The following is a 20,848-nucleotide window of genomic DNA, read 5'->3' as shown; positions in this document are numbered from 1 at the left end:
ATGCGCCGGGGAGGGGGTCAAAGCCTGTCGCGGAGAGCATACCAAGTGAGCGCCAGGAACAAAAGCGGCGATCGGAACCGGCGTCCGCCGGGGAAGGCCGGAATGCGCAGGTCCTTCAACAGGTCCAATTCCGAGCCACGGCCGAGGATGAGGTCTGCGTAGAGCTTTCCGCAGTGGTTGGACAGCATGACGCCGTGCCCGGAAAAGCCGCCGATGGTGGTGACGCCCGGCATGACCTCGCGCACGAAGGGCTGGCGTGGCATGGTGATGCCGACGGACCCGCCCCAGGCATGCGTCATTTCGACCTCGGCAAGATCCGGATAGATTTCGGCGATCTGCCGCCGGATATGCTTGGACATGTCGCGCGGATTGTCGGCCGTGTAGGCCTCGCGGCCGCCAAACAGCAGCCGTCCGTCCCGCGACCGGCGGAAATAGCGCACGACGAAGCGGCTGTCGGCCACGGACTCGCCACCGGGCAGAACAGGCGACGTCTCTCCGAGCGGCACCGTCGCGCCGATGAAGGATCGGATGGGCATCACATGTGATGCCGTCACGGGCTCGAGGCTGCCGATATGCGCGTTGCAGGCAATCAGAGCCCGATCGGCGCGAAGCGTACCGCGCGCCGTTTCCACGAGCACCTTGCCCTGCGCAAGCCGGATAGCGGTCGCCGGCGTGTTCTCGAAAAGCTGCGCGCCGGCCGCTTGGGCAACGCGGGCAAGGCCGACCAGGAGCTTCATCGGCTGGATATGGCCCGTGCCGCCGTCCCGGATGCCGAGGACATAATGCCGGGAGCCCACACGACGTGCCGTCTCCTCGGCGTCCATCATCTGCAGGTGCGGATAGGCGTAGTCGCGCGCCGTGCTCTCCACATAAGCGCGGTAGTCCCCGGCGTAGGAAGCCTTGTGCGTCACCGAAAGATGGCCCGGCTGATACTCCATGTCGATGTCGTGGCGGGCGGCAAAATCGAGAAGGCCGCGCTTGGCCTGCTCGGCCATGTCGAACAGGGCCTTGGCCCGCTCCCGGCCATATTGCTTCTCGAGTTCGTCCACCTCGGCGCGCTGGCCCGTGCCCAGTTGCCCGCCATTGCGCCCGGATGCTCCGTCGCCGAAGCGGCAGGCGTCGATCAGCACGACCCGCACGCCGCCCGCGGCAAGATTGTAGGCCGCCTGCAGACCGGTGAAGCCGCCGCCGATGACGACGACATCGGCGGTCATGTCGCCATCAAGCGTCGGGTAGACGGGTCGCTCGCGCACGGCGTCCTCGTAGTACGAGATCCCGGGCGAGATCGGGCTCTGCCATGTTTCCGGCGAGGTCATGATGCACCTCACACGTTGAGAAGCAGATATTCCCGCTCCCAGGGGCTGATCACCTGCATGAACGTCTCGAACTCGCCACGCTTCACGCCCGCATAGATGGCAATGAACTCTGCCGAGAACACGTCATGGAAGGCGGGTTCCGCCTCGAGCGCCGCCACGGCTTCCAGCAGGCCGCGCGGCAGTTCGATCGCCTTGGTGTTGACACTGTCGTCGGCCGGTGCCGTTGGCTCCAGGCCCTGGATCAGGCCGAGATAACCGCAGCCGAGCGACGCTGCGAGCGCGAGATAGGGGTTGGCGTCCGAACTCGGCAGCCGGTTTTCCACCCGCCGGGCGGCCGGTTCGGAATCCGGCACACGAAAGGCCGTCGTCCGGTTGTCGTAGCCCCAGGCGTTGTTGACCGGTGCCGACATGTCGGGCGTCAGGCGGCGATAGGAGTTGACGTAGGGCGCCATCATCGACAGCGCCTTTGGAATGTAGGTCTGCATGCCCCCGATGAAGTGGAAGAACTCCTTGGACGCCGAGCCATCCGCGTTCGAGAACAGATTGCGGCCGGTGTTCACCTCGACGATCGACTGGTGGATATGCATGGCGGAGCCTGCCTGGCTCTGCATGGGCTTGGCCATGAAGGTCGCATAGATGCCGTGCTTCAGCGCGGCTTCGCGGATCGTGCGCTTGAACAGGAACACCTGGTCGGCCAGCTCGATCGGATCGCCGTGCCGCAGGTTGATCTCGAGCTGCGCCGGTCCCTCTTCGTGGATCAGGGTGTCGATCTCCAGGCCCTGCTTTTCGGAGAAGTGGTAGATGTCGTCGATCAGCTCGTCGAACTCGTTGACGCCGGCGATGGAATAGGCCTGCCCACCCTGGATGGAGCGGCCGGAGCGACCTTTCGGCGGATGCAGCGGATAGTCGGGGTCGTCGTTCTTGGCGACCAGGTAGAATTCGATCTCGGGCGCGACGACCGGCTTCCAGCCTTTCAGCCGATAAAGTTCCAGCACGTGCTTCAGCACGTTGCGGGGCGTGTAGGGCACGTTTTCCCCTTTGGAGCCGGCGATGTCGCAGATCACCTGCGCCGTCGGGTCCGTCTCCCACGGCACGATCGAAAGCGTGGAAAGGTCGGGGACGAGCTTGATGTCGCTGTCGCGGCTGTCATAGCGGAAATCGCCGGTCTCCTCGGGATATTCACCCGAAATCGTGTGCCGATAGATGGCGGAGGGCAGAGCGAGCGAGGTGTTGGAGGTGAACTTGGAGGACGGCATCATCTTGCCGCGGGGGACCCCGGCGATATCGGGGGTGATGCACTCCACGTCTTCGATACCGCGAACTTTCAGCCAGTCGGCGGCCTCCTTCCAGGTCTTCACGCCACGTGGCGCCTGGAGGGCGGATGGGATTTTGTTGCTCTTGGTCGATTTCGTCGTCTGGTTGGCGATGGTTTTCTTCGCAGGCATAAATCACCGGGGTTCTTTCGGATATTTCTATCATAGCCAGTGTTTGAAGATTGGCCAGCTTGACCGGCGCGAAAATGCTGGCGGTCAGATGCCATTGACGTTATCCGGGCGTCACTGACCAAGGGAGACGCGCGGTGGCAAAGAGCTTCGACGTGGTGATCATCGGCGCCGGCGCTGCGGGAATGATGTGCGCGGCGCAAGCCGGTCGCCGCGGCCGCAGCGTGCTTGTCCTGGATCATGCCAAGGCGCCGGGTGAGAAGATCCGCATCTCGGGCGGCGGCCGCTGCAACTTCACCAATCTTCACACGACGCCCGCCAACTTCCTCTCGCAGAACCCGCACTTTGCCAAATCGGCACTCGCCCGCTACACGCCGCGCGATTTCGTCGCTTTGGTCGAGCGGTACGGGATCGCCTGGCATGAAAAGACGCTCGGTCAGTTGTTTTGCGACGACACGGCTCGTGACATCGTCCGTATGCTGCTGGAGGAAATGAAGGCTGCCGGTGTCGTGCTCCGGTTGGAAACGGAGATCGCCGCCGTCGAGACGTCCGCGACCGGCTTTCGCGTCTTGCTGGCGGACGGTACGGTCGAGGCCCAGTCGCTCGTCATCGCCACAGGTGGCAAGTCGATCCCGAAGATGGGCGCAACCGGGTTTGCCTATCGCCTCGCCGAGCAGTTCGGCCTGGCTCTGGTCGAAACACGCCCGGGTCTCGTTCCGCTGACGGTGTCGGATGCGGCGAAGGAAAACCTTGGCGCATTGGCGGGCCTCTCCGTCGACGTGCGCGCCGCCTGCGGGAAGACGACATTTCGCGAGGCCATGCTCTTCACCCATCGCGGTCTCAGCGGCCCGGCGATCCTGCAGATCTCGTCCTATTGGCGGGAGGGCGACGAGATCCGCTTGGCTTTCGAGCCGGAAACCGATGTCGGGGGACTCTTGAAGGCAGCGCGCCGCACGCAAGGCCGGCAGGCCGTACAGACGGTGCTCGGAGAACATCTGCCGAAGCGGCTTGCCCAGCATCTCGCCGCCGAGGCGGGACTGCTCGACCGGCCGTTGGCGGATCTCTCCGACAGGGCAATCGACCGGCTGATAGAGCACGTGTCCGGCTGGTCCATGAAGCCGGCGGGGTCGGAAGGCTTCCGGACGGCAGAGGTAACGCTTGGCGGGGTGGACACGCGGCATCTCGACTCCCGCACCATGATGGCGAAAGCTGTCCCGGGCCTCTTTTTCATCGGCGAATGTGTCGACGTCACCGGCTGGCTCGGCGGATACAATTTTCAATGGGCCTGGGCGTCCGGATTTTGTTGTGGCCAGGTGGCCTGACGCTGATCGAGACGACAATCGTGCGATCACGTTCCGGTGATCGCCAGAACGCAATCGCGAAGTCTTCGGTCGGGCATGGTGCGGCGGGATGCCGCCTTCAATGCATCGGAGGTGACGAAGCGGCGTCCGAGTCGGCCGAGACGATCCTATCGCGTTGATTGGCCTACTGTTTTTTAAAGTGCCTGACGCCGCTGAAGGCAGGAGCCAAGCGGAATGCCGAAATCGTGAGAGAAGGTCCGACCTTGTTAACGAAACGTCGCAACCCTACCTGACGCATGGGAACGGATTGTCCCGCAGCGGCACAGTTTTCGCATTTTTAACGGGTGCGGCAGAAAGTGTCTGGTGGATCGTCTCAACCGGGTCTATTCTCTTCGGACGGAAGGACATGATATCATGAACCAGCATAGCCGACGCAATGCCCGTGCCATCGCCATCGCCAAGGCCGATGACAGCCGTACACACAAGATCCTCGCGCTGACCTACACGGCCGCAGCCATCCTGACCGCTGCCGCCATTCTCGGTCTCTCGACGCTCGGCTCGTTCTGAGCCCGTCTGCACGGCGATTTTCTCCGGGGCTGCATCGCCTTTGCAGCCCGGTTTCGTGTGGGTAAGCCAGTCTTGCCTGTGAAGGCCCGCCATGTGTCGACCCGTCTCCCAGGGAGACACGAAGTCGCATATTCATAGGCGATGACGCGATGCCCGCCTTTCGGTAAGGCCGGCAATTTTGCGACAAAATCTCCGCGACACAATCTTCAAGCTACAGGCATCCTGATGCGATTGTGCAAGATCATGGCCCCTCAGGGGCTTTTTCTTTGGCTTGCGGTGATTAGAAGCCATCGCCGCGAGAAGATCCCTTTGCACGTTTTGCCACACAGGCATTGCAGCGACGTGACAACGTCAACCCACGCTTACATGAAATTAACGCATCTGGTCCAAGCTGGCCGGATTGAGGAGCATGCTTGGGCGACGTCACCGGAGGGGCGCGGCGTCCTGCAATGATTGCGAAGCGGCTGGCGGCATCCCCGCATTCTTTCAGACCATGATGACGGCCTGACACGAAACGCACCGATGAAGCCGATGACGGCTCGGGGGGAGGCGTAAGCAGGCCTGAAAGCCAGGACGCGCCCATGCTCATCGACAAGATCCTTGCCCGCTTCAAAATCCAGACGAAGGTTCTCTTCTTCATCCTGCCTTTTGTCGTCAGCATCTGTGCCGTGGGGCTCACGGGCCTCTACGCTTCCGGCCTTCTGCAGGGGCGCATGGAAATCTCCAACAGCGTGCTCCAGTCGCTGTCCGGCTTCCGCGACGTCTATGCCGGCATGAACGCGTTTTTGACCGATGCGAGCGAAAAGACCCGCGAGGACGTCGTCCAGAAGATTGCGGGTCAGGAACAGGTCCTCAACGCGACCCGCGCCCAGATGGAAAACAGCGAGGGTGCCAGCGAGCTCGACAGTGCGATCGCCGGAACGGCGAAGATCCGCGAACGGGTGGGCGAACTCTGGAAGCTGCATGAGGGCGAAGTCGAGCTCCGCTCCTCCATTACCAAAAGCATCCGCCTTCTCCTCTCGACACAAGGCAAGCTGGTGGAAGAGGCGACCGCCGTCGAGCAACGCGTCCGCGACGACGAGACCAAGGCCAAATCGCTTCTGCGCGAGGCTGAGCGCCTTACCGCATCCAGCGATCTCCTCACGGGCCTAAGCTCCGATTTCGCCCGTGCACCGACGCCCGAGGCCAAGATCAAGGTGGTGCGCGACAGCCAGGCCGCGCTCGAAGGGGTGCTCGCCCAGATCGGCACGGCGCTGCCGGCCAACCAGAAGGCCGTCGCAGACACGTTCAAGGTCACCATCGGCGACATCCGCGCGCTGGCCAACAATGGCGACGTCAGCGACGATAACGCCAAGGCCATCGGCCGGCTGGTCGCCCGCTTCCGTCAGGCGAGCATCCAGTTCCAGACAGCCGCCACTGCCACGATGCGCAATGCAACGGCGACCTTCGGCAAGCTCGATGCTCCGCTGATCAAGGCCAACAAGATCCTCGAAAACGCCCGCGCCATCATGAACGCCGTGTCGGGCATCCGGCTGGCGGCCAGCAGCTTCCTCGAAACATCCCAGCAGACGGACCAGGCGAGGCTGGCCCGCGAGGTGAACGTCCTCAACCAGGAAGTCCTCAACATTGCCTATACCGCGCCGGAAATGGAGTTCTTCGCCGGTCTCGCCGCAAAGGTTCAGCCGGTCGCCGGCAAGATCAAGTCCGACAGCATGTCGCTGATCGGTGTCAGTGCCGCCCGGCACAAGGAGTTCGCCGAGGCGGCCGCCGATATCGACCGGATCTGGCAGCAGCTCGTCGGCTTTGCCGAAGTGCAGAAGACCAATGCGGGCATCGAACGCGAAAAGGCCAACCAGGTCTCGGTTTTTGCGACGGCCGGCGGCGTCGTCATCGCCCTTCTCGCCGGCGTCGCCCTGGTGCTGACGCTGAAAGGGCCGATCGGCCAGATCACCGCCGCCATGCGACGTCTCGCCGAAGGTGCGCTTGATACGCGCATCGATGGCGATGCCCGGCAGGACGAGATCGGTGACATGGCGCGTGCGCTCGGCATCTTCAAGGAAAACGCCTTGTCGAAGGTGCGCATCGAGGCGGAAAGCGAGGAGCAGCGGCTGCAGGCCGATGCCGAGCGCAGCCGCAACGATGCCGAAAAGCGCGCCATGGACAGCCAGATCGACTTCGCAGTGAGCCAGCTTGCCGCCGGTCTCGGCCGTCTCGCCCAGGGCGACCTGTCGCAGCAGATCGAAACACCCTTCAACGGCCGCCTCGAACAGCTGCGGGTCGATTTCAACGGCTCGCTCATCCGCCTGCAGGATACGCTCCTGCAGATCCGCAACAATGCCGTCCACATCCAGCGCAGCGGCAACGACATGCATTCCTCCGCCGACAGCCTGTCGCGCCGCACCGAGGCGCAGGCGGCCTCGCTTGAGGAAACGGCCGCCGCCGTCGACCAGATCACGGTCACCGTTCGCTCCTCCGCCGAGCGCGCGCATGAAGCCAACGTCGCCGTGTCGCACACGAAGAAGAGCGCCGACGGCTCGGGCATCGTGGTCAGCAATGCGATTGCCGCCATGGGGCGCATCGAGGACGCCTCGCGCCAGATCGAGCAGATCATCGAGGTCATCGACGAGATCGCCTTCCAAACCAACCTGCTGGCGCTGAATGCCGGCATCGAGGCGGCACGGGCCGGCGAGGCGGGCAAGGGCTTTGCGGTCGTGGCGCAGGAGGTGCGCGAACTCGCCCAGCGGTCGGCCGGAGCTGCCCGGGAGATCAAGGGCCTGATCAACAAGTCCACGCTCGAGGTGACAGCAGGGTCGCAGGCCGTCCGGGAAACCGGTGCCGTGCTCGCCTCCATCAGCCAGCAGATCGTCACCGTCAGCCAGCATGTCGACATGATCGCCACCGCCAGCCGCGACCAAGCCTCCGCGCTCCACGAGGTCAACGGCTCCGTCAACCAGATGGACCAGATGACCCAGCAGAATGCGACCATGGTCGACGAAGCCACCACGGCCAGCCGCAACCTCGCAGAACAGGCCGACACGCTGATGCAACTGGTCGAACAGTTCCGTCTCGAACCGGCCGCCGGCTACCAGATGGGCCGGGCGGCCTGAGACGTCCGACGGACGACGCCGAGATCAAGAACGCCGGGCTTTGTCCCGGCGTTTTCGTTTGAGCAGGGGACAGAGTCCACCATTCGCTCTTTCGACAGGAGGTGCAGAAGCCGCGCGCACCGGAAACCCAGGCGCCCTCAACCCCCGGCGAACGCCGCGCGTTCGTCGCGTTCCCGCTGAATCTGCTGGCGGCGGGAGACGATGGAGGCGATCAAGACGCCGGTGGCGACGATGCCGATCAGGATGGTGCAGGCGGCGTTGATCTCGGGCGTGACGCCGAGGCGGACCTGGCTGTAGATCTTCATCGGCAGCGTCGTCGCCCCCGGGCCCGAGGTGAAGCTGGAGATCACCAGGTCATCGAGCGAGAGGGTGAAGGCGAGCACCCAGCCGGAGAAGACGGCGGGTGCGATGACCGGCAGCGTTACCTGGAAGAAGGTGGCGGTCGGCGTGGCACCGAGGTCCAGCGCGGCTTCCTCGATCGACCGGTCGAAGCTTGCCAGCCGCGACTGGATGACGACGGCGACGAAGCACATGGTGAAGGTGATATGCGCGATCGTCAGCGTCCAGAAGCCGCGATCGAAGCCAATGGCGACGAACAGCAGCAGCATCGACAGGCCGGTGATGACCTCTGGCATGACGAGCGGCGCGTAGATCATGCCCGAAAACAGCACGCGGCCGTGGAAGCGCTGATAGCGCGTCATGGCGAGCGCGGCCAGGGTGCCGAGGACGGTCGCCGTCGTGGCGGAGAGCAGGCCGACGCGCACCGTCACCCAGGCGGCATCCATCAGAGCCTGGTTGCGGAAGAGCTGCCCGTACCACTGCGTCGAGAACCCGGCCCAGACGGTCACGAGCTTGGAGGCGTTGAAGGAGAAGACGACCAGAAGCACGATCGGCAGGTAGAGAAAGGCGAACCCGATGACGATCGAGGCGATGTTGAAGCGGGACCAGCGGTTCATGCCTATCGTCCCTCGCGGTCGAGACGCGACTGCGCGTTCTGGAAGAACATGATCGGCACCACCAGGATCATCAGCAGGATGGCGGCGACGGCCGAGGAGACGGGCCAGTCGCGATTGGCATTGAACTCGTTCCAGAGCGTCTTGCCGATCATCAGGGTTTCCGAACCGCCGAGGAGATCGGGAATGACGAACTCTCCGACCGCGGGAATGAAGACCAGCAGGCAGCCGGCGACGACGCCCGGCAGCGACAGCGGAAAGGTGATGCGCCAGAAGGCCGAGATCGGGGTGCAACCGAGATCCTGTGCCGCCTCCGTCAGGCTGTGATCCATCTTCTCGAGGGCCGAGTAAAGCGGCAGCACCATGAACGGCAGGTAGGAATAGACGATGCCGATGTAGATCGCCGTGTTGGTATTGAGGATGATGAGCGGCTGACTGATGATCCCCGTGGAGAGGAGAAGCTGGTTCAACAGGCCTTCCGGTTTCAGGATGGCGATCCAGGCATAGACGCGGATGAGAAAGCTCGTCCAGAACGGCAGGATCACCAGCATCAGCAGGGTCGGCCGCAAGGTGGCCGGCGCCTTCGCCATGCCGTAGGCGATGGGATAGGCGATGAGCAGTGTCAGGGCGGTCGAGATGAGCGCAATCGTCAGGCTGGAGAGATAGGCGTTCATGTAGAGCGCGTCTTCCGTCAGCCAGACATAGTTGTCGAAGGAGAACTGCCGGATGTTGTCGATGAAGCCGGAAAGCCCGTCCGCCCAGGCAAAAACCGGCAGATAGGGCGGCATGGCGACGGCGGCTTCCGACAGCGAGATGCGCAGAACGATGAAGAAGGGCACGAGGAAGAAGACCAGCAGCCACGCATAGGGGATGATGATCACGAGGCGGTTGGCAAGAGCGGGAAGCAGCCGGGTCATCGGGCTCAATCCTTCAGCACGACGCCGGCATCCCGGTCGAACGAGATCCAGACCTTCTGGTCGTAGCCAAGCGGGTCCTCGACGGCGCGAACCGCGTTGAGCGACGATGCCTTGACGACTTTCCCACCGTTCAGCTTGACGTGGTAGACCGTCATGTCGCCGAGATAGGCGATATCCCACAGCTCGCCTTCGGCTGCATTGACGGGGCCGCCGGCGGGTGCCTGCCGCCCGACGCGGATCTTTTCGGGCCGGATGGCGAAGCCTGCTTTCGCGCCCTCGCTCGGATGTTCGCTGCTGGCCGCCTCGATGGCGAAGCCCGCATCCGCCTCGATGCGGATCTCGGAGGCCTGCGCCCGCGAGACGGTGCCGTCGAAAATATTCACGTCGCCGATGAAGTCCGCGACGAAGCGCGAATTCGGCGCTTCGTAGATCTCGGCCGGCGTCGCCACCTGGATGACCTTGCCATGCGCCATGACGGCGATGCGGTCGGCCATGGTCATCGCCTCTTCCTGGTCATGCGTCACCACGACGAAGGTCAGGCCGAGGTCCTGCTGCAGGTCCATGAGCTCGAACTGGGTTTCCTCGCGCAGCTTCTTGTCGAGCGCGCCGAGCGGTTCGTCGAGCAGGAGCACCTTGGGCTGCTTGGCAAGCGACCGCGCAAGGGCGACGCGCTGGCGCTGGCCGCCGGACAGCTGGTGCGGCTTGCGCTTGGCGAACTGCTCCATCTTCACGAGCTTCAGCATCTGCGTCACGCGCTCGGCGATCGCCGGCTTCGGCATGCCGTCCTGCTTCAGCCCGAAGGCAATGTTTGCCTCCACCGTCATGTGCGGAAACAGGGCATAGGACTGGAACATCATGTTGACCGGACGCCGATAGGGCGGAATGCCCGCAAGATTCTGGCCGTCCAGGATGATCTCGCCGGAGGTCGGCTGCTCGAAGCCGGCAAGCATGCGCAGCAGCGTCGATTTTCCGCAGCCGGATGCGCCGAGCAGAGCATGGAATTCGCGCGTGTAGATGTCGAGCGAGAGGTCGTCGACGGCAACGAAATCGCCGAACCGCTTGGTGACGTTGCGAAAGGAGATGAAGGGTTTGGACGTGGGATCCGTCCATGGGGAAAAGGAGCGGCGAATGCTGCCAAGAGACTTCATGAAGGGTTCCCGATGGGCCGAGGCCGCGTGAGCTGAAGAGAGGACGCCGCAGGATGGAAAATGCCCGGCACTGGAGGAGAACCGGGCATTGACGTTTGGGCTTACTGGCCGGTCAGGACCCGGGTCCAGAGCCGTGTCGCCACGCGCTGGGTTTTCGGATCCCAGGGAGAGATGGTGTAAAGCTTCGCCATGGTCGCCTCGTCCGGATAGACCGCGGGATCCTCCAGGACCTCCTTGGACACGAACTGCTGCGAGGCCTTGTTGCCGTTGGCGTAGAACACGTAGTCCGATGCCTTGGCGATGACCTCCGGCTTCATCATGTAGTTGATGAAGGCATGGGCTTCCTCCACATGCGGCGCATCGGCGGGGATTGCCATCATGTCGAACCACATCTGCGCGCCCTGAGACGGGATGGAATAATTGACCTCGACGCCGGCCTTGGCTTCCGCGGCGCGCGAGCGGGCCTGCAGCAGGTCGCCGGAATAGCCGAAGGCAACGCAGATATCGCCGTTGGCAAGCGCATTGATGTATTCCGAGGAGTGGAATTTGCGGATGAAGGGACGAGCCTTCAGCATCAGTTCCCCCGCCTTGTCGAGGTCTGCCGGATCATGGCTGTCCGGATTGAGCCCGAGATAGGTGAGGGCGGCCGGCAGAACGTCCTTCGGCGCGTCGAGCACATAGATGCCGCAATCCTTGAACTTCGCGGCAATCGCCGGATCGAACAGGACCTCGAGGCCGGGACGCGCGTCGGAGCCGAGGATCTCCTTGGTCTTGGCGACATTGTAGCCGATGCCGTTGGTGCCCCACATGTAGTCCACGGCATATTCGTTGCCGGGATCGTACTTGGCGGTGCGCTGCATCACCATGTCCCACATGTTGGCGATGTTCGGCAGCTTCGACTTGTCGAGCTTCTGGAACACGCCGGCCTTGATCTGGCGCTGCAGGAAGTCGGCCGTGGGCACGACGACATCGTAGCCGGTGCCGCCGGCGAGCAGCTTCGTCTCCACGATCTCGTTGGAATCAAACACGTCGTAGACGACCTTGATGCCGGTTTCCTTGGTAAAGTCCTCGAGAATGCTGGCATCGATATAGTCGGACCAGTTGTACACATTGACGACGCGCTCCTGCGCGCTCGCAAAGCCCGCGGACCCGGCCAGGACAAGGCTGGTAAACAGGCTGACGATCTTCAACGACATGCTATTCCCCTTTATTGTTCGCAGCGTCCGTTTCGCAGGATCTCGTGCAGCAATACCTGCAGAGCAATGTTCGCGAACGCGAACGCGCAAGGAAAGGTTAAGCAGCTTTCCCCCGAAGCTCAAGGCCTTTCGCACCTGCGAAGACTTGGGGCCCAAGGCGCGCGCGGACCGGCGGGAAACAAAGGCGTTCGCGCTGCCGTTACCGGAAGTCGAACACGCTCAGTCCCCCGACCATCTCGTCCAGCCCGAGCGGGCGCGTGACCGGAGGTTCGGCGCGCGCAAGACAGCCCTGGCGTTCGCAGAGGCGACAGGCGGGGCCGGCTGCCAGCGGGGCACCGTCGACGGATGCGTAGGTCGTCTCGGCGGCCTGCCCGGCCTCGCAGCCCAGCAGGAACGCCGTGCGCCGCACCCGTTCGGTGTAGCCCGAACGCGGTCCGTCCGAGGTGCGGGAGACCAGAAGGAAACAAGCGCCGCCCGGCATCTCGGCCCGCTCGACCAGGATCTGTCCGGGCTGGGCGAAGGTCGCATGCACGTTGAGTTTCACGCATCCGCCGCCGAAGGCGCGATGCGGGAAGCCGGTCGCGCCGCGCATGCGGAGCCGGTTGCCGGCATGGTCGATTTCCATGAGGAAGAAACGAGGTCCGAGAGCGCCGCTCCGCTGCAAGGTCACCATCCGCGTTGCTGCCTGCTCGACGCTCACCCGCATCCGCACCCGCACGAGGTCGATATCGAACCGGGCCCGACGGCATGTCTCGAGAAAGGCCGTGTACGGCATCATCAGCGCCAGGGCCGCATAGCGCGCAAGCTCGAAGCGGGCGATGCGGCGCGCCTCGCCGGAGGCGAGCGGAAGTGCGTCCAGCGCCTCGGCCAGCGCCTCCGGCATGGCGAAATGCGCGGTTTCCATGGCGACCTCGCAGAGCTGGTCCTCGGCCGAAAGCCGTTCCGACAGGAACAGGCGCAACGAATGACGGTCGAACCGCCGTCTCAGGTCCGGCATGACATGGATCGGCAGGATGCGCACGGCAAGGCCGTGGTCGCGGCGCAGCCAGTCCTTGAGCGCTGCCTGCAGATCCTCTCCGGGCGCCAGCCGCTGATGGAATGCCTCCGCTGCGGCGTCGAGCCCGGCAAAATGGTAGGGCCGGTTCTCGAAGATCTCGCGCACCTCGTCTATCGGCAGGCGGGCCCCGCTCAGGGCTGCCGCCTGATCCTGGCCGGAGAGCAGACGTGTCAGGTCCCTCAGCCGGGAGCCCTGTTCCTGATAGGCCCGATACAGCTTGATCAGCCCGATAGCTGCATTGGGGGCAGCTTCCGCGATCTCGATCAGTTCCTGATCGCCGGGCAGTTCGCCCGCGAGAAGCGGATCGGCAAACACGGCCCGAAGCTCGCCAAGGCTGTCGGACGCCGGCCCTCGCAGCTCGGCAAGGTCGATCTGGTAGACGGCCGCCAGTTTCAACAGCAGTTGCACCGTCAGCGGCCGCTGGTTTCGCTCGATCAGGTTCAGGTAGGACGGAGAGATCCCCAGCGCCTCCGCCATCGCAGTCTGCGTGAGCGACAACCCATTGCGGATGCGTCGCACCCGCGGCCCGGCGAAAATCTTGGTCTCGGCCATGACGATATCGACTCCACTGGGCTCTGCGCATTTTTGACGAGTTTTACAATATTACCGAACGGCTATGTAAAAGACAAGACAGCGTGACCTCTTTCGCTCTGACAAACCCCTGAAACCATTGGTGAAAGAAACCGTGTTCCCCTAGATTTCCAGACAGGGGCCGCGACGGCAGGACACGGTCCTCTCTTGTGACCCGTAACAGGGGAGGAGATCATGACGGATTTTGACATGCCTTCGCCTGGGCTGCACGGCTCGGGCAATCGGGCCTTCCTCTCACACCACGCAGAATGAGGCTCGCAAGCCCTCAGGAAAGGAAACCACATGACGATCCAGACCCGCGTCAAGGAACGCGCAGACGAACAGGCCTCCAGCATGACCGCCGACCAGCAGGCCGCGATCCGCATGGTCGCCAATGACCTGCACCGGTTGAACCATACCATCATGAAGGCCGTCGAGGCCGGCGTTTCCGTCGAGCTCGTCCGCTCCGCCCGACACCATGCCGGGGAAGGCAATTGGGGCGACCTGATGATCCCGGTCATCGTGACGCAGGGTCGCAGCTGACCACGGCCGAACATGCCAGCTGGCGAGGATCGAGAGCCCGGCTAGATCTCTGCCGGGCTTTCGTCATGGACGGCGAGGGGGCGACAACGGTCGAACCGACGCGCAGGCGGACAGGGGGTCGTCGAGACGCTCTGTTCAGCGGGCATCGTGACGCGCTATGACGCGACGTGCTATAGCTCGACAGCCGCGCATGAGGGGACATGATGCCAACCGACAAGCCGCTCTGGATACCGTCGCAAGCCGCCATCGATGCGCAGCCGCTCACGGCGTTCATGGCGCTGTGCAGTCAGCGCCATCGCATTCACTTTGCCGATGTGGATGCCTTTCAGGCCTGGTCGGTTGCCGATCGGGCCAGCTTCTGGAGCGATCTCTGGGATTTCTGCGCCATCGCCGGAGAGAAGGGATCGCGCGCGCTGGTCGATGACGGGCATATGACGCAAGCCCGCTTCTTTCCCGATGCCCGCCTGAACTTTGCCGAGAACCTGCTGCGGAAAACCGGCAGCGACGACGCCATCGTCTTTCGGGGGGAAGACCAGGTCTCGTCGCGTCTCTCCTGGGATGCGCTCGCCGATCTCGTATCCCGCCTGCAACAGGCGCTGGCGGCGCTCGGCATCGGCGAGGGCGATCGCGTCGCGGCCATGATGCCGAACCTTCCGGAAACCGTGGCCCTGATGCTGGCGATGGCCTCGCTCGGCGCCATCTGGTCGTCCTGCTCCCCCGATTTCGGAGAACAGGGCGTGCTCGATCGGTTCGGCCAGATTTCTCCAAAGCTCTTCATCGCCTGCGATGGCTACTGGTACAACGGCAAGCGCCAGGATGTGGCCGGGAAGGTGAAGGCGGTCTCTGACCGGCTCGGCGTGCCCGTGCTGGTCGTTCCCTATGCGGGCGATGCCGCGGCGCTGGTTTCCACGCTGGCGGACGGACGAACCCTGCCGGATTTCATCGGACCTTTCGAGTCGCGAACGCTGTCGTTTCGCCGGCTACCGTTCTCCCATCCCCTCTATATTCTGTTCTCTTCGGGAACCACGGGCGTGCCGAAATGCATCGTCCATTCGGCAGGCGGCACGCTGGTCCAGCACCTCAAGGAGCATGTTCTGCATTGCGGCCTGAAGAGCGGCGACCGGCTGTTCTATTTCACCACCTGTGGCTGGATGATGTGGAACTGGCTGGCAACGGGACTTGCCGCCGGCGTGACGCTCTGCCTCTACGACGGATCGCCCTTCTATCCCGATGGCGCGGCCCTCTTCGATTTCGCCGAAGCCGAGCGCTTCACCGTGTTCGGCACATCGGCGAAGTTCATCGATGCCGTGCGGAAGTCGGGCCTGATCCCGCGCGAGACACACGATCTTTCGGCTCTTCGGATGATGACCTCCACCGGGTCGCCTCTGTCGCCGGAAGGCTTCTCCTTCGTCTATGAGAGCATCAAGCCCGACATATTGCTGGCGTCCATCTCCGGCGGCACGGATATCGTTTCCTGCTTCGTGCTGGGAAATCCCCTGAAGCCTGTCTGGCGCGGTGAAATCCAGGGGCCGGGGCTCGCGCTTGCCATGGACGTCTGGGACGATGCGGGACGTCCGGTCAAGGGCGAGAAAGGCGAACTTGTCTGCACCCGGGCGTTCCCCAGCATGCCGATCATGTTCTGGAACGATCCGGACGGCGCACGGTATCATGCGGCCTATTTCGATCGCTTCGCCAATGTCTGGTGTCATGGCGATTTCGCCGAATGGACGCCGCATGGCGGCATCATCATCCATGGGCGCTCGGATGCGACGCTCAATCCGGGCGGTGTCCGGATCGGCACGGCGGAGATCTACAATCAGGTCGAGCAGATGGAGGAGGTCGCGGAAGCCCTTTGCATCGGGCAGGATTGGGACGACGACGTGCGCGTCGTGCTGTTCGTGCGCCTTGCTGCCGGTGTCGTCCTGGACGACGATCTCGCCAAAACGATCCGCACCCGCATCCGCACCGGCGCTTCGCCCCGCCATGTCCCGGCAAAGATCATTGCCGTCGCGGACATCCCGCGCACCAAATCCGGCAAGATCGTCGAACTGGCCGTGCGCGACGTCGTGCATGGTCGTCCGGTGAAGAACAAGGAGGCGCTCGCCAATCCGGAGGCTCTGGATCTCTATTTAGAGCTTGATGACCTCAAGGTCTGACACGGGCTTTAGATCGGCGAACACATCTTTCAATCACAAGATTGCAGGGAGCCCGCGTTAAGGTTTGGTTATGCTCCCATGCCCATTGTCGGGGTCTCGCGTGGTCATGACGCGCCACGCGCCGGCAGAGCCGGATCTCCGACATGATGTCGTCTGCACGTGTTCGAAAGCATTCAACTTGAGGCAGCCCTTCGTGGCTGCCTCCTTTTTGAAAAAGGCGGCCTCGAAGGCGCTGTCGCTCAGTTGGCCAGCACCCGCTGCGACGGGAACGTGATTTCCACCAGCGTTCCCTCGTTCGGCGCCGAGTTGATCGAAAACAGCGCGCGGTTGGCTTCCGCCATTGCCTTGGTCAGCGGCAGGCCCAGCCCGGTTCCTTCGCCGCGCTTTCGCGCACCGGTCGTTACCTGACGAAATGGTTTCATGGCCTGCTCGAGTTCGGTCCGTGTCATGCCGATGCCGGTGTCGCGAACGCGCAGCATCACGCTGCCGTTCGCCTCATAGGCGGTCGACACCACGATCTGGCCGCCGGCCGGCGTGAACCGGATGGCGTTGGCCAGGATGTTGAGCGCAATCTGCTTGATCGACCGGTTATCGGCAACGACACTCGGCACCGACGTGGACAGCGAGGTGCGGATGATCACGCGCTGCGCGTTCGCCTGGGGCTGGACCAGCGACACCGCTTCGGAAACCGCCTCGTTGATCTCGACAGCGGCAAACTCCAGCTCCATCTCGCCGGCTTCGATCTTCGAGATATCGAGGAGATCATTGACGATATCCAGCACATGGCGGCCGGAGCGGCCGATGTCGCTCGCATATTCGATATAGCGGGCACTGCCGATCGGACCGAAATGCTCGCTCGCCATCATGTCGGAAAAGCCGATGATCGCGTTCAGCGGCGTGCGGATTTCGTGGCTCACGCGCGCCAGAAAGTCGGTCTTGTGCGCATTGGCCGTCTCCGCCGCGCGCTTGGCGCTGCGCAGCTCTTCCTCCGTGCGTTTCCATTGCGTGATATCACGAATGACGGCGCAATAGCCGTTGGAGGAGGAAAGGCGGCCCATGGTCATGAACAGCGGAATGAACCCGCCGGAGGCCTCCCGACCGATGACTTCGCGCCCGTCGTTGAGCACGCTGGCGACGCCATGGCCGGCGAGCCCGGCGAGATAATCCATCACCGCGCGCTGGCTCTCATGGGCAAACAATGTAGCAAACGGCTTACCAATAACGTCGGCATCATTGTAGTTGAAAAGCGCGTTGGCCGAGCGGTTCAGCGATCGGATGTCGCCATCCGCACCCATCACGACCACGCCGTCCGTGGCGGTTTCCAGGATCGCGCGAAGCTCCTCGGTCTCGATCCGGAGCGCTTCGACGCGCGCCTCCGCCTCCGCGATCGCCGCTTCATTGGTAAGTGAAGACGAACCTAAATCTACGTCCGTGGAGGAGATGGGGCCGCCCTCGGCCGCTGTCGACAACTCCTGAGGCGGCAGGTCCCCAGTCGACAACTCTTGAGGCGGCTCCTCCTGACGCGGCGTTTCGTCCGCAACGTCCCGTGCTGCCGTCGTCTCTTCCGGCGTGGAGGTATCCGGTGTCGACATCTCTGCCTTCGCTGGCTCCGCCAGCGCCAACGACATCATCAGCGCCACGCCCTTGTCGTCGAAGCGCATGGCCTGCAGCCGTGCCGTCACCGGAACGAGCCGCCCATCGTTGCGGATCATCATCATGGCGCCCGGGGGCACGTCGAAAATGCCTTCATCTTCGCCGACGAACAACGCGTCGATGCCGCCTTCCACGCGCAGATCCTGCAGCGTCTGGTAGCCGGTCAGTTCCAGGAAGGCAGCATTCGCGTGATAGAGATCGTCGCCGCTGTGGATCAGCACCGCGCTCTCCATGCGGTCGATCGCCGCCTGGCTCAGCGCAACATCCTTGTCATCCCCCATCGCGTCCGCACCCGCTGCGGTATCGATGTCATCGACCGCTCCGGCTTCGGGGGCGATCGCTTCGGCCTCGAGGCGGGGCGTCGTCTCGTCGTTTCGCGCACTCGGCGTGTCTTCCCGGGACCGTCCGGCCTCGTCGGACAGCACGGCGTCGACATCCGCGTCCGACATTCTGTCGTCGCCGATCCTCGGCTGCGCGTTCGCGGGCGGGTCCAGGTCCGCGGCCGCAACGCGCGTCTCATCCAGCATCTCCCCGGTCGACATCTCTTCGGCCGGCATCTCCTCGGCCGAAATCTCCCCGACCGGCATCTCGCCGGTAAACTCGACAGGGGACTCGGGCGCGCGATCGTCAGCTCCCTGGGCAGTACCGGCCGCCGCGTCCGCTTCCGCGCCCGGAGGGACGGGCGGCTCCGTCCGCTTACCGAAGGTCGTCGTCAACTGTCGGGCGATCTCGCGGAAGGCTGCCTGTTCGCTCCGCGTCAGGGTTTCTGTGTTCGCCGGACGCGCATTGTCGATCTGGATGATCTTGTCGGAATGCCGGCGCGAAGGCGTTTCCACCAGCTTGAGAGCCGGACGTTCGCCCATGAAGGGGTCATGCGGCAATCCGTCCTCGGCGCGTTCGGGATCGTCGATGTCGACATCGGCTTCGCGATCGCCCCAGGACGTCGCGTCGCTTGCCGCCTCGTCCGCCGTCACGAAGAAAGACCCGTCATCCTCCAGCGTCTCGCGCGGCCCATCGCCCTCCGCCGCGTCGTCGGCAAGCGCGGCCATGTCGTCGTCGCGGGCGACAACGTCGCCCATTTCGTTCGGACCGGACAATGCGTGTCCGGCGCCATCGTCCAGCGTCGTCGTGATCGGTGCGTCCGCCGCTGGCGGCACCCCGGGAACAAAGGCCGGAAGTCCGGCAAGGTTGCGTCCGCGCGCCGAGGGGTCTGCGACCGCGTCGGAGACGCGCACGATGCCGAAGCCGCGAAAGCCGTCGAACTCCCGGTTGCGCGAATAGGTAGGGAGAGCCGCAAGATCGACCGGAACGCACAGCGCTTCACCCTCGACCGGCCAGAGGACCGTCTTGCCCGACCAGGTGTCGCGCCGGTTCAGCAGGTCGACGATGGTCCTGTCGGGGTCGAGCGCAAAGCGCGCCGCGAGGTCCGCAAAGCTTTGTCCCAGCACATCCGCAGCCTGCGGACCGACGGCCAGCGCGAACTCGCGCGAAATCTCGCTGAAGCGCCCATCGGCTCCGATCTTCCAGACAAACCGGATGGAGCGCATGGCCGGGTCGAAGGCAAAGCCCGCCGGCGCCTCTCCCACAACGTCGCCCTGTTCGCTCGCATCGTCCGGGGTGGCCGTCCGCGCGTCGGGCAGGTCGCCTGCCGCATCGTCTCCACTGCCCGCGTCGCTCTCGCCGACGTCGCTCGCGCCGACGTCGATCCCGTCCCCGTCGAGCCTGTCCGCGTCGCTCTCGTCCGTATCCGATGTCTTTGCAAGCGTATTCCCGGCGGGCTCGTCGGCATCGACATCAATGCCGGTGTGGCCCGGATCGGTGCCCGTGACCTCTGTGGCATCGGCGATCGGCGTATCGTCTGCCGGACGTTCTGCCGGAAGATGTTCGTCGGCCATCTCCATGCCAGCAAGGTCGGACGTCACGTTTTCGGCAGCGACGACCGCGTTCTCGTCCTGATCCGGCCCGCGCGCATCTGCCGGATCGTCCGTCCTGCTGTCCGGGTTTGCGTCGGCTGTCGATGCGATGACCTCAACCCGATCGGCGGGCACGGCCTCGGCCCTGTTTTCGGTCTCGGCCGGCGTCTCCGCCCTCTCCAATGCATCCGTCCTGTCCGACGCGACGTCGGAACCTTGGCCGGATGTGGAGAAAAGGTCGGGCGCGCTCGAAACGGGGTCGATCACGGCAGCCGGTGCGACGACGTCGGTCGTTGCGTCGAGATGACCGAGGATCGTCTCCACCGCAAAGAGCAGGTGCAGCGCCGGATCGGCCGAGACCTTGCCGATGGCGGCCGGCAGCGTGCCCTTGCCCGTGCGCACGGGACGCTTCAGCAGCCAGTCGCTATCGCGCCCGACGGCCTCGACCAGCGACAGAAGCGTCTGCGGCGTCATCTCCAGCGCCTGGAACTGGGGCGAGGACGCCAGCACGCCACCTTCGCCATCCAGCACCGCCATATGCGTATCGGGATCGTCGAAACCGGAAATCATCCGCGCGGCCGTTTCCGCCAGCGACGCGGCGCGGCCTCCGCGCGCGGCGGCAGCCTTCGGCGCAGTAAAGAGGATCGCTCGCTCGCCCGCCCGCACGTCGATCAGCGTCAGCTCGGCATTCACGGTCACGCTCTTGAAACCGGCGGACATGCGCATCAGGAAGCGGCGGGTTTCCCCCGGCTCGCGAAGCTGGCGCGCGGTCGCCTGCAATTGCCGGAAGGCAACGCCGGCCGCGCTCGATCCGCCGTCCAGACCGCTGTCGAGGAAATCGTAGATCGACGCCAGCCCGAAGAGCGCAGCCCCTTCGCCGTTGGACCACAGCACCCGTGAAAGGTCCGGCGCAAACAGGATGGCCGCATCGCCACGCGAAAAATGCGCCCGCACACGTTCATGAACGGCAATGTCGATGAAGGGGTAGGATGTGACGGGCATTCTTCTA

13 protein-coding genes are annotated in these 20,848 nt (G+C 64.1%); 5 read left to right on the top strand and 8 right to left on the bottom strand.

What is annotated here, in order from left to right:
- Nucleotides 1–17: 17 nt before the first annotated feature.
- Together ASG25_RS05275 and ASG25_RS05270 are read right to left on the bottom strand one after the other, a co-directional pair.
- Entirely contained in the window at nucleotides 18–1,316 is a 1,299-nt protein-coding gene (locus ASG25_RS05275) for an FAD-binding oxidoreductase (protein ID WP_062470188.1), read from the bottom strand.
- Between the two features lie 8 nt (nucleotides 1,317–1,324).
- Nucleotides 1,325–2,761, bottom strand: a complete 1,437-nt coding sequence (locus ASG25_RS05270; protein WP_062470185.1) for a glutamine synthetase family protein — start codon at nucleotides 2,759–2,761, stop codon at nucleotides 1,325–1,327.
- Between the two features lie 134 nt (nucleotides 2,762–2,895).
- On the opposite strand from ASG25_RS05270, the gene ASG25_RS05265 reads away from it, so the two are divergent.
- The 3 genes from ASG25_RS05265 (at nucleotide 2,896) to ASG25_RS05255 (ending at nucleotide 7,733) form a co-directional block, all read left to right on the top strand.
- Complete coding sequence (locus ASG25_RS05265) at nucleotides 2,896–4,080, top strand: NAD(P)/FAD-dependent oxidoreductase (protein ID WP_062470182.1); 1,185 nt, start codon at nucleotides 2,896–2,898, stop codon at nucleotides 4,078–4,080.
- A gap of 393 nt (nucleotides 4,081–4,473) precedes the next feature.
- On the top strand, nucleotides 4,474–4,626 hold the full coding sequence (locus ASG25_RS05260; protein WP_156379598.1) for a hypothetical protein: 153 nt from the start codon (nucleotides 4,474–4,476) through the stop codon (nucleotides 4,624–4,626).
- A gap of 581 nt (nucleotides 4,627–5,207) precedes the next feature.
- On the top strand, nucleotides 5,208–7,733 hold the full coding sequence (locus ASG25_RS05255) for a HAMP domain-containing methyl-accepting chemotaxis protein (RefSeq protein ID WP_062470176.1): 2,526 nt from the start codon (nucleotides 5,208–5,210) through the stop codon (nucleotides 7,731–7,733).
- Nucleotides 7,734–7,870: 137 nt separating this feature from the next.
- On the opposite strand, the gene ASG25_RS05250 is transcribed toward ASG25_RS05255, so the two are convergent.
- The 5 genes from ASG25_RS05250 to ASG25_RS05230 all read right to left on the bottom strand — a co-directional run bounded on the left by ASG25_RS05250 (nucleotide 7,871) and on the right by ASG25_RS05230 (nucleotide 13,556).
- Nucleotides 7,871–8,689, bottom strand: coding sequence for an ABC transporter permease subunit (locus ASG25_RS05250; RefSeq protein ID WP_062470173.1), 819 nt, complete (start codon nucleotides 8,687–8,689; stop codon nucleotides 7,871–7,873).
- A gap of 2 nt (nucleotides 8,690–8,691) precedes the next feature.
- Complete coding sequence (locus tag ASG25_RS05245) at nucleotides 8,692–9,603, bottom strand: ABC transporter permease subunit (RefSeq protein WP_062470170.1); 912 nt, start codon at nucleotides 9,601–9,603, stop codon at nucleotides 8,692–8,694.
- Between the two features lie 5 nt (nucleotides 9,604–9,608).
- Entirely contained in the window at nucleotides 9,609–10,751 is a 1,143-nt protein-coding gene (locus ASG25_RS05240; protein ID WP_062470167.1) for an ABC transporter ATP-binding protein, read from the bottom strand.
- A 101-nt stretch (nucleotides 10,752–10,852) separates the two neighbouring features.
- Nucleotides 10,853–11,947: a polyamine ABC transporter substrate-binding protein gene (locus tag ASG25_RS05235; protein ID WP_062470164.1), complete on the bottom strand. Its 1,095-nt coding sequence runs from the start codon at nucleotides 11,945–11,947 to the stop codon at nucleotides 10,853–10,855.
- Nucleotides 11,948–12,146: 199 nt separating this feature from the next.
- Complete coding sequence (locus tag ASG25_RS05230; protein WP_062470161.1) at nucleotides 12,147–13,556, bottom strand: XRE family transcriptional regulator; 1,410 nt, start codon at nucleotides 13,554–13,556, stop codon at nucleotides 12,147–12,149.
- Between the two features lie 321 nt (nucleotides 13,557–13,877).
- Here ASG25_RS05230 and ASG25_RS05225 point away from each other — a divergent pair, with 321 nt between their 5' ends.
- Both ASG25_RS05225 and ASG25_RS05220 read left to right on the top strand, forming a co-directional pair.
- Nucleotides 13,878–14,117, top strand: a complete 240-nt coding sequence (locus tag ASG25_RS05225; RefSeq protein ID WP_062470158.1) for a hypothetical protein — start codon at nucleotides 13,878–13,880, stop codon at nucleotides 14,115–14,117.
- Between the two features lie 203 nt (nucleotides 14,118–14,320).
- Nucleotides 14,321–16,273: an acetoacetate--CoA ligase gene (locus ASG25_RS05220; RefSeq protein ID WP_062472222.1), complete on the top strand. Its 1,953-nt coding sequence runs from the start codon at nucleotides 14,321–14,323 to the stop codon at nucleotides 16,271–16,273.
- Nucleotides 16,274–16,512: 239 nt separating this feature from the next.
- Here the strand turns inward: ASG25_RS05220 and ASG25_RS23385 are convergent, their stop codons facing one another.
- Nucleotides 16,513–20,841 (bottom strand): PAS domain-containing sensor histidine kinase, encoded by a 4,329-nt coding sequence (locus ASG25_RS23385; RefSeq protein ID WP_062470154.1) that lies wholly within the window; start codon nucleotides 20,839–20,841, stop codon nucleotides 16,513–16,515.
- Nucleotides 20,842–20,848 lie beyond the last annotated feature (7 nt).

The sequence above is a fragment of the Rhizobium sp. Leaf384 genome (genome assembly GCF_001424065.1).
GTDB lineage: Bacteria > Pseudomonadota > Alphaproteobacteria > Rhizobiales > Rhizobiaceae > Ferranicluibacter.
The sequence above is the reverse complement of the archived record's forward strand: the minus strand, read 5'-3'. Positions and strand labels throughout refer to the sequence as shown.

Excerpts from the sequence above, each read along its gene's own strand:
- ASG25_RS05250 (WP_062470173.1), bottom strand. The coding sequence starts at position 8,689 with ATGAACCGCTGGTCCCGCTTCAACATCGCCTCGATCGTCATCGGGTTC.
- ASG25_RS05270 (WP_062470185.1), bottom strand. The coding sequence starts at position 2,761 with ATGCCTGCGAAGAAAACCATCGCCAACCAGACGACGAAATCGACCAAG.
- ASG25_RS05230 (WP_062470161.1), bottom strand. The coding sequence starts at position 13,556 with ATGGCCGAGACCAAGATTTTCGCCGGGCCGCGGGTGCGACGCATCCGC.
- ASG25_RS05220 (WP_062472222.1), top strand. The coding sequence starts at position 14,321 with ATGCCAACCGACAAGCCGCTCTGGATACCGTCGCAAGCCGCCATCGAT.
- ASG25_RS05255 (WP_062470176.1), top strand. The coding sequence starts at position 5,208 with ATGCTCATCGACAAGATCCTTGCCCGCTTCAAAATCCAGACGAAGGTT.
- ASG25_RS05235 (WP_062470164.1), bottom strand. The coding sequence starts at position 11,947 with ATGTCGTTGAAGATCGTCAGCCTGTTTACCAGCCTTGTCCTGGCCGGG.
- ASG25_RS05245 (WP_062470170.1), bottom strand. The coding sequence starts at position 9,603 with ATGACCCGGCTGCTTCCCGCTCTTGCCAACCGCCTCGTGATCATCATC.
- ASG25_RS05240 (WP_062470167.1), bottom strand. The coding sequence starts at position 10,751 with ATGAAGTCTCTTGGCAGCATTCGCCGCTCCTTTTCCCCATGGACGGAT.
- ASG25_RS05225 (WP_062470158.1), top strand. The coding sequence starts at position 13,878 with ATGACGATCCAGACCCGCGTCAAGGAACGCGCAGACGAACAGGCCTCC.
- ASG25_RS23385 (WP_062470154.1), bottom strand. The coding sequence starts at position 20,841 with ATGCCCGTCACATCCTACCCCTTCATCGACATTGCCGTTCATGAACGT.
- ASG25_RS05260 (WP_156379598.1), top strand. The coding sequence starts at position 4,474 with ATGAACCAGCATAGCCGACGCAATGCCCGTGCCATCGCCATCGCCAAG.
- ASG25_RS05275 (WP_062470188.1), bottom strand. The coding sequence starts at position 1,316 with ATGACCTCGCCGGAAACATGGCAGAGCCCGATCTCGCCCGGGATCTCG.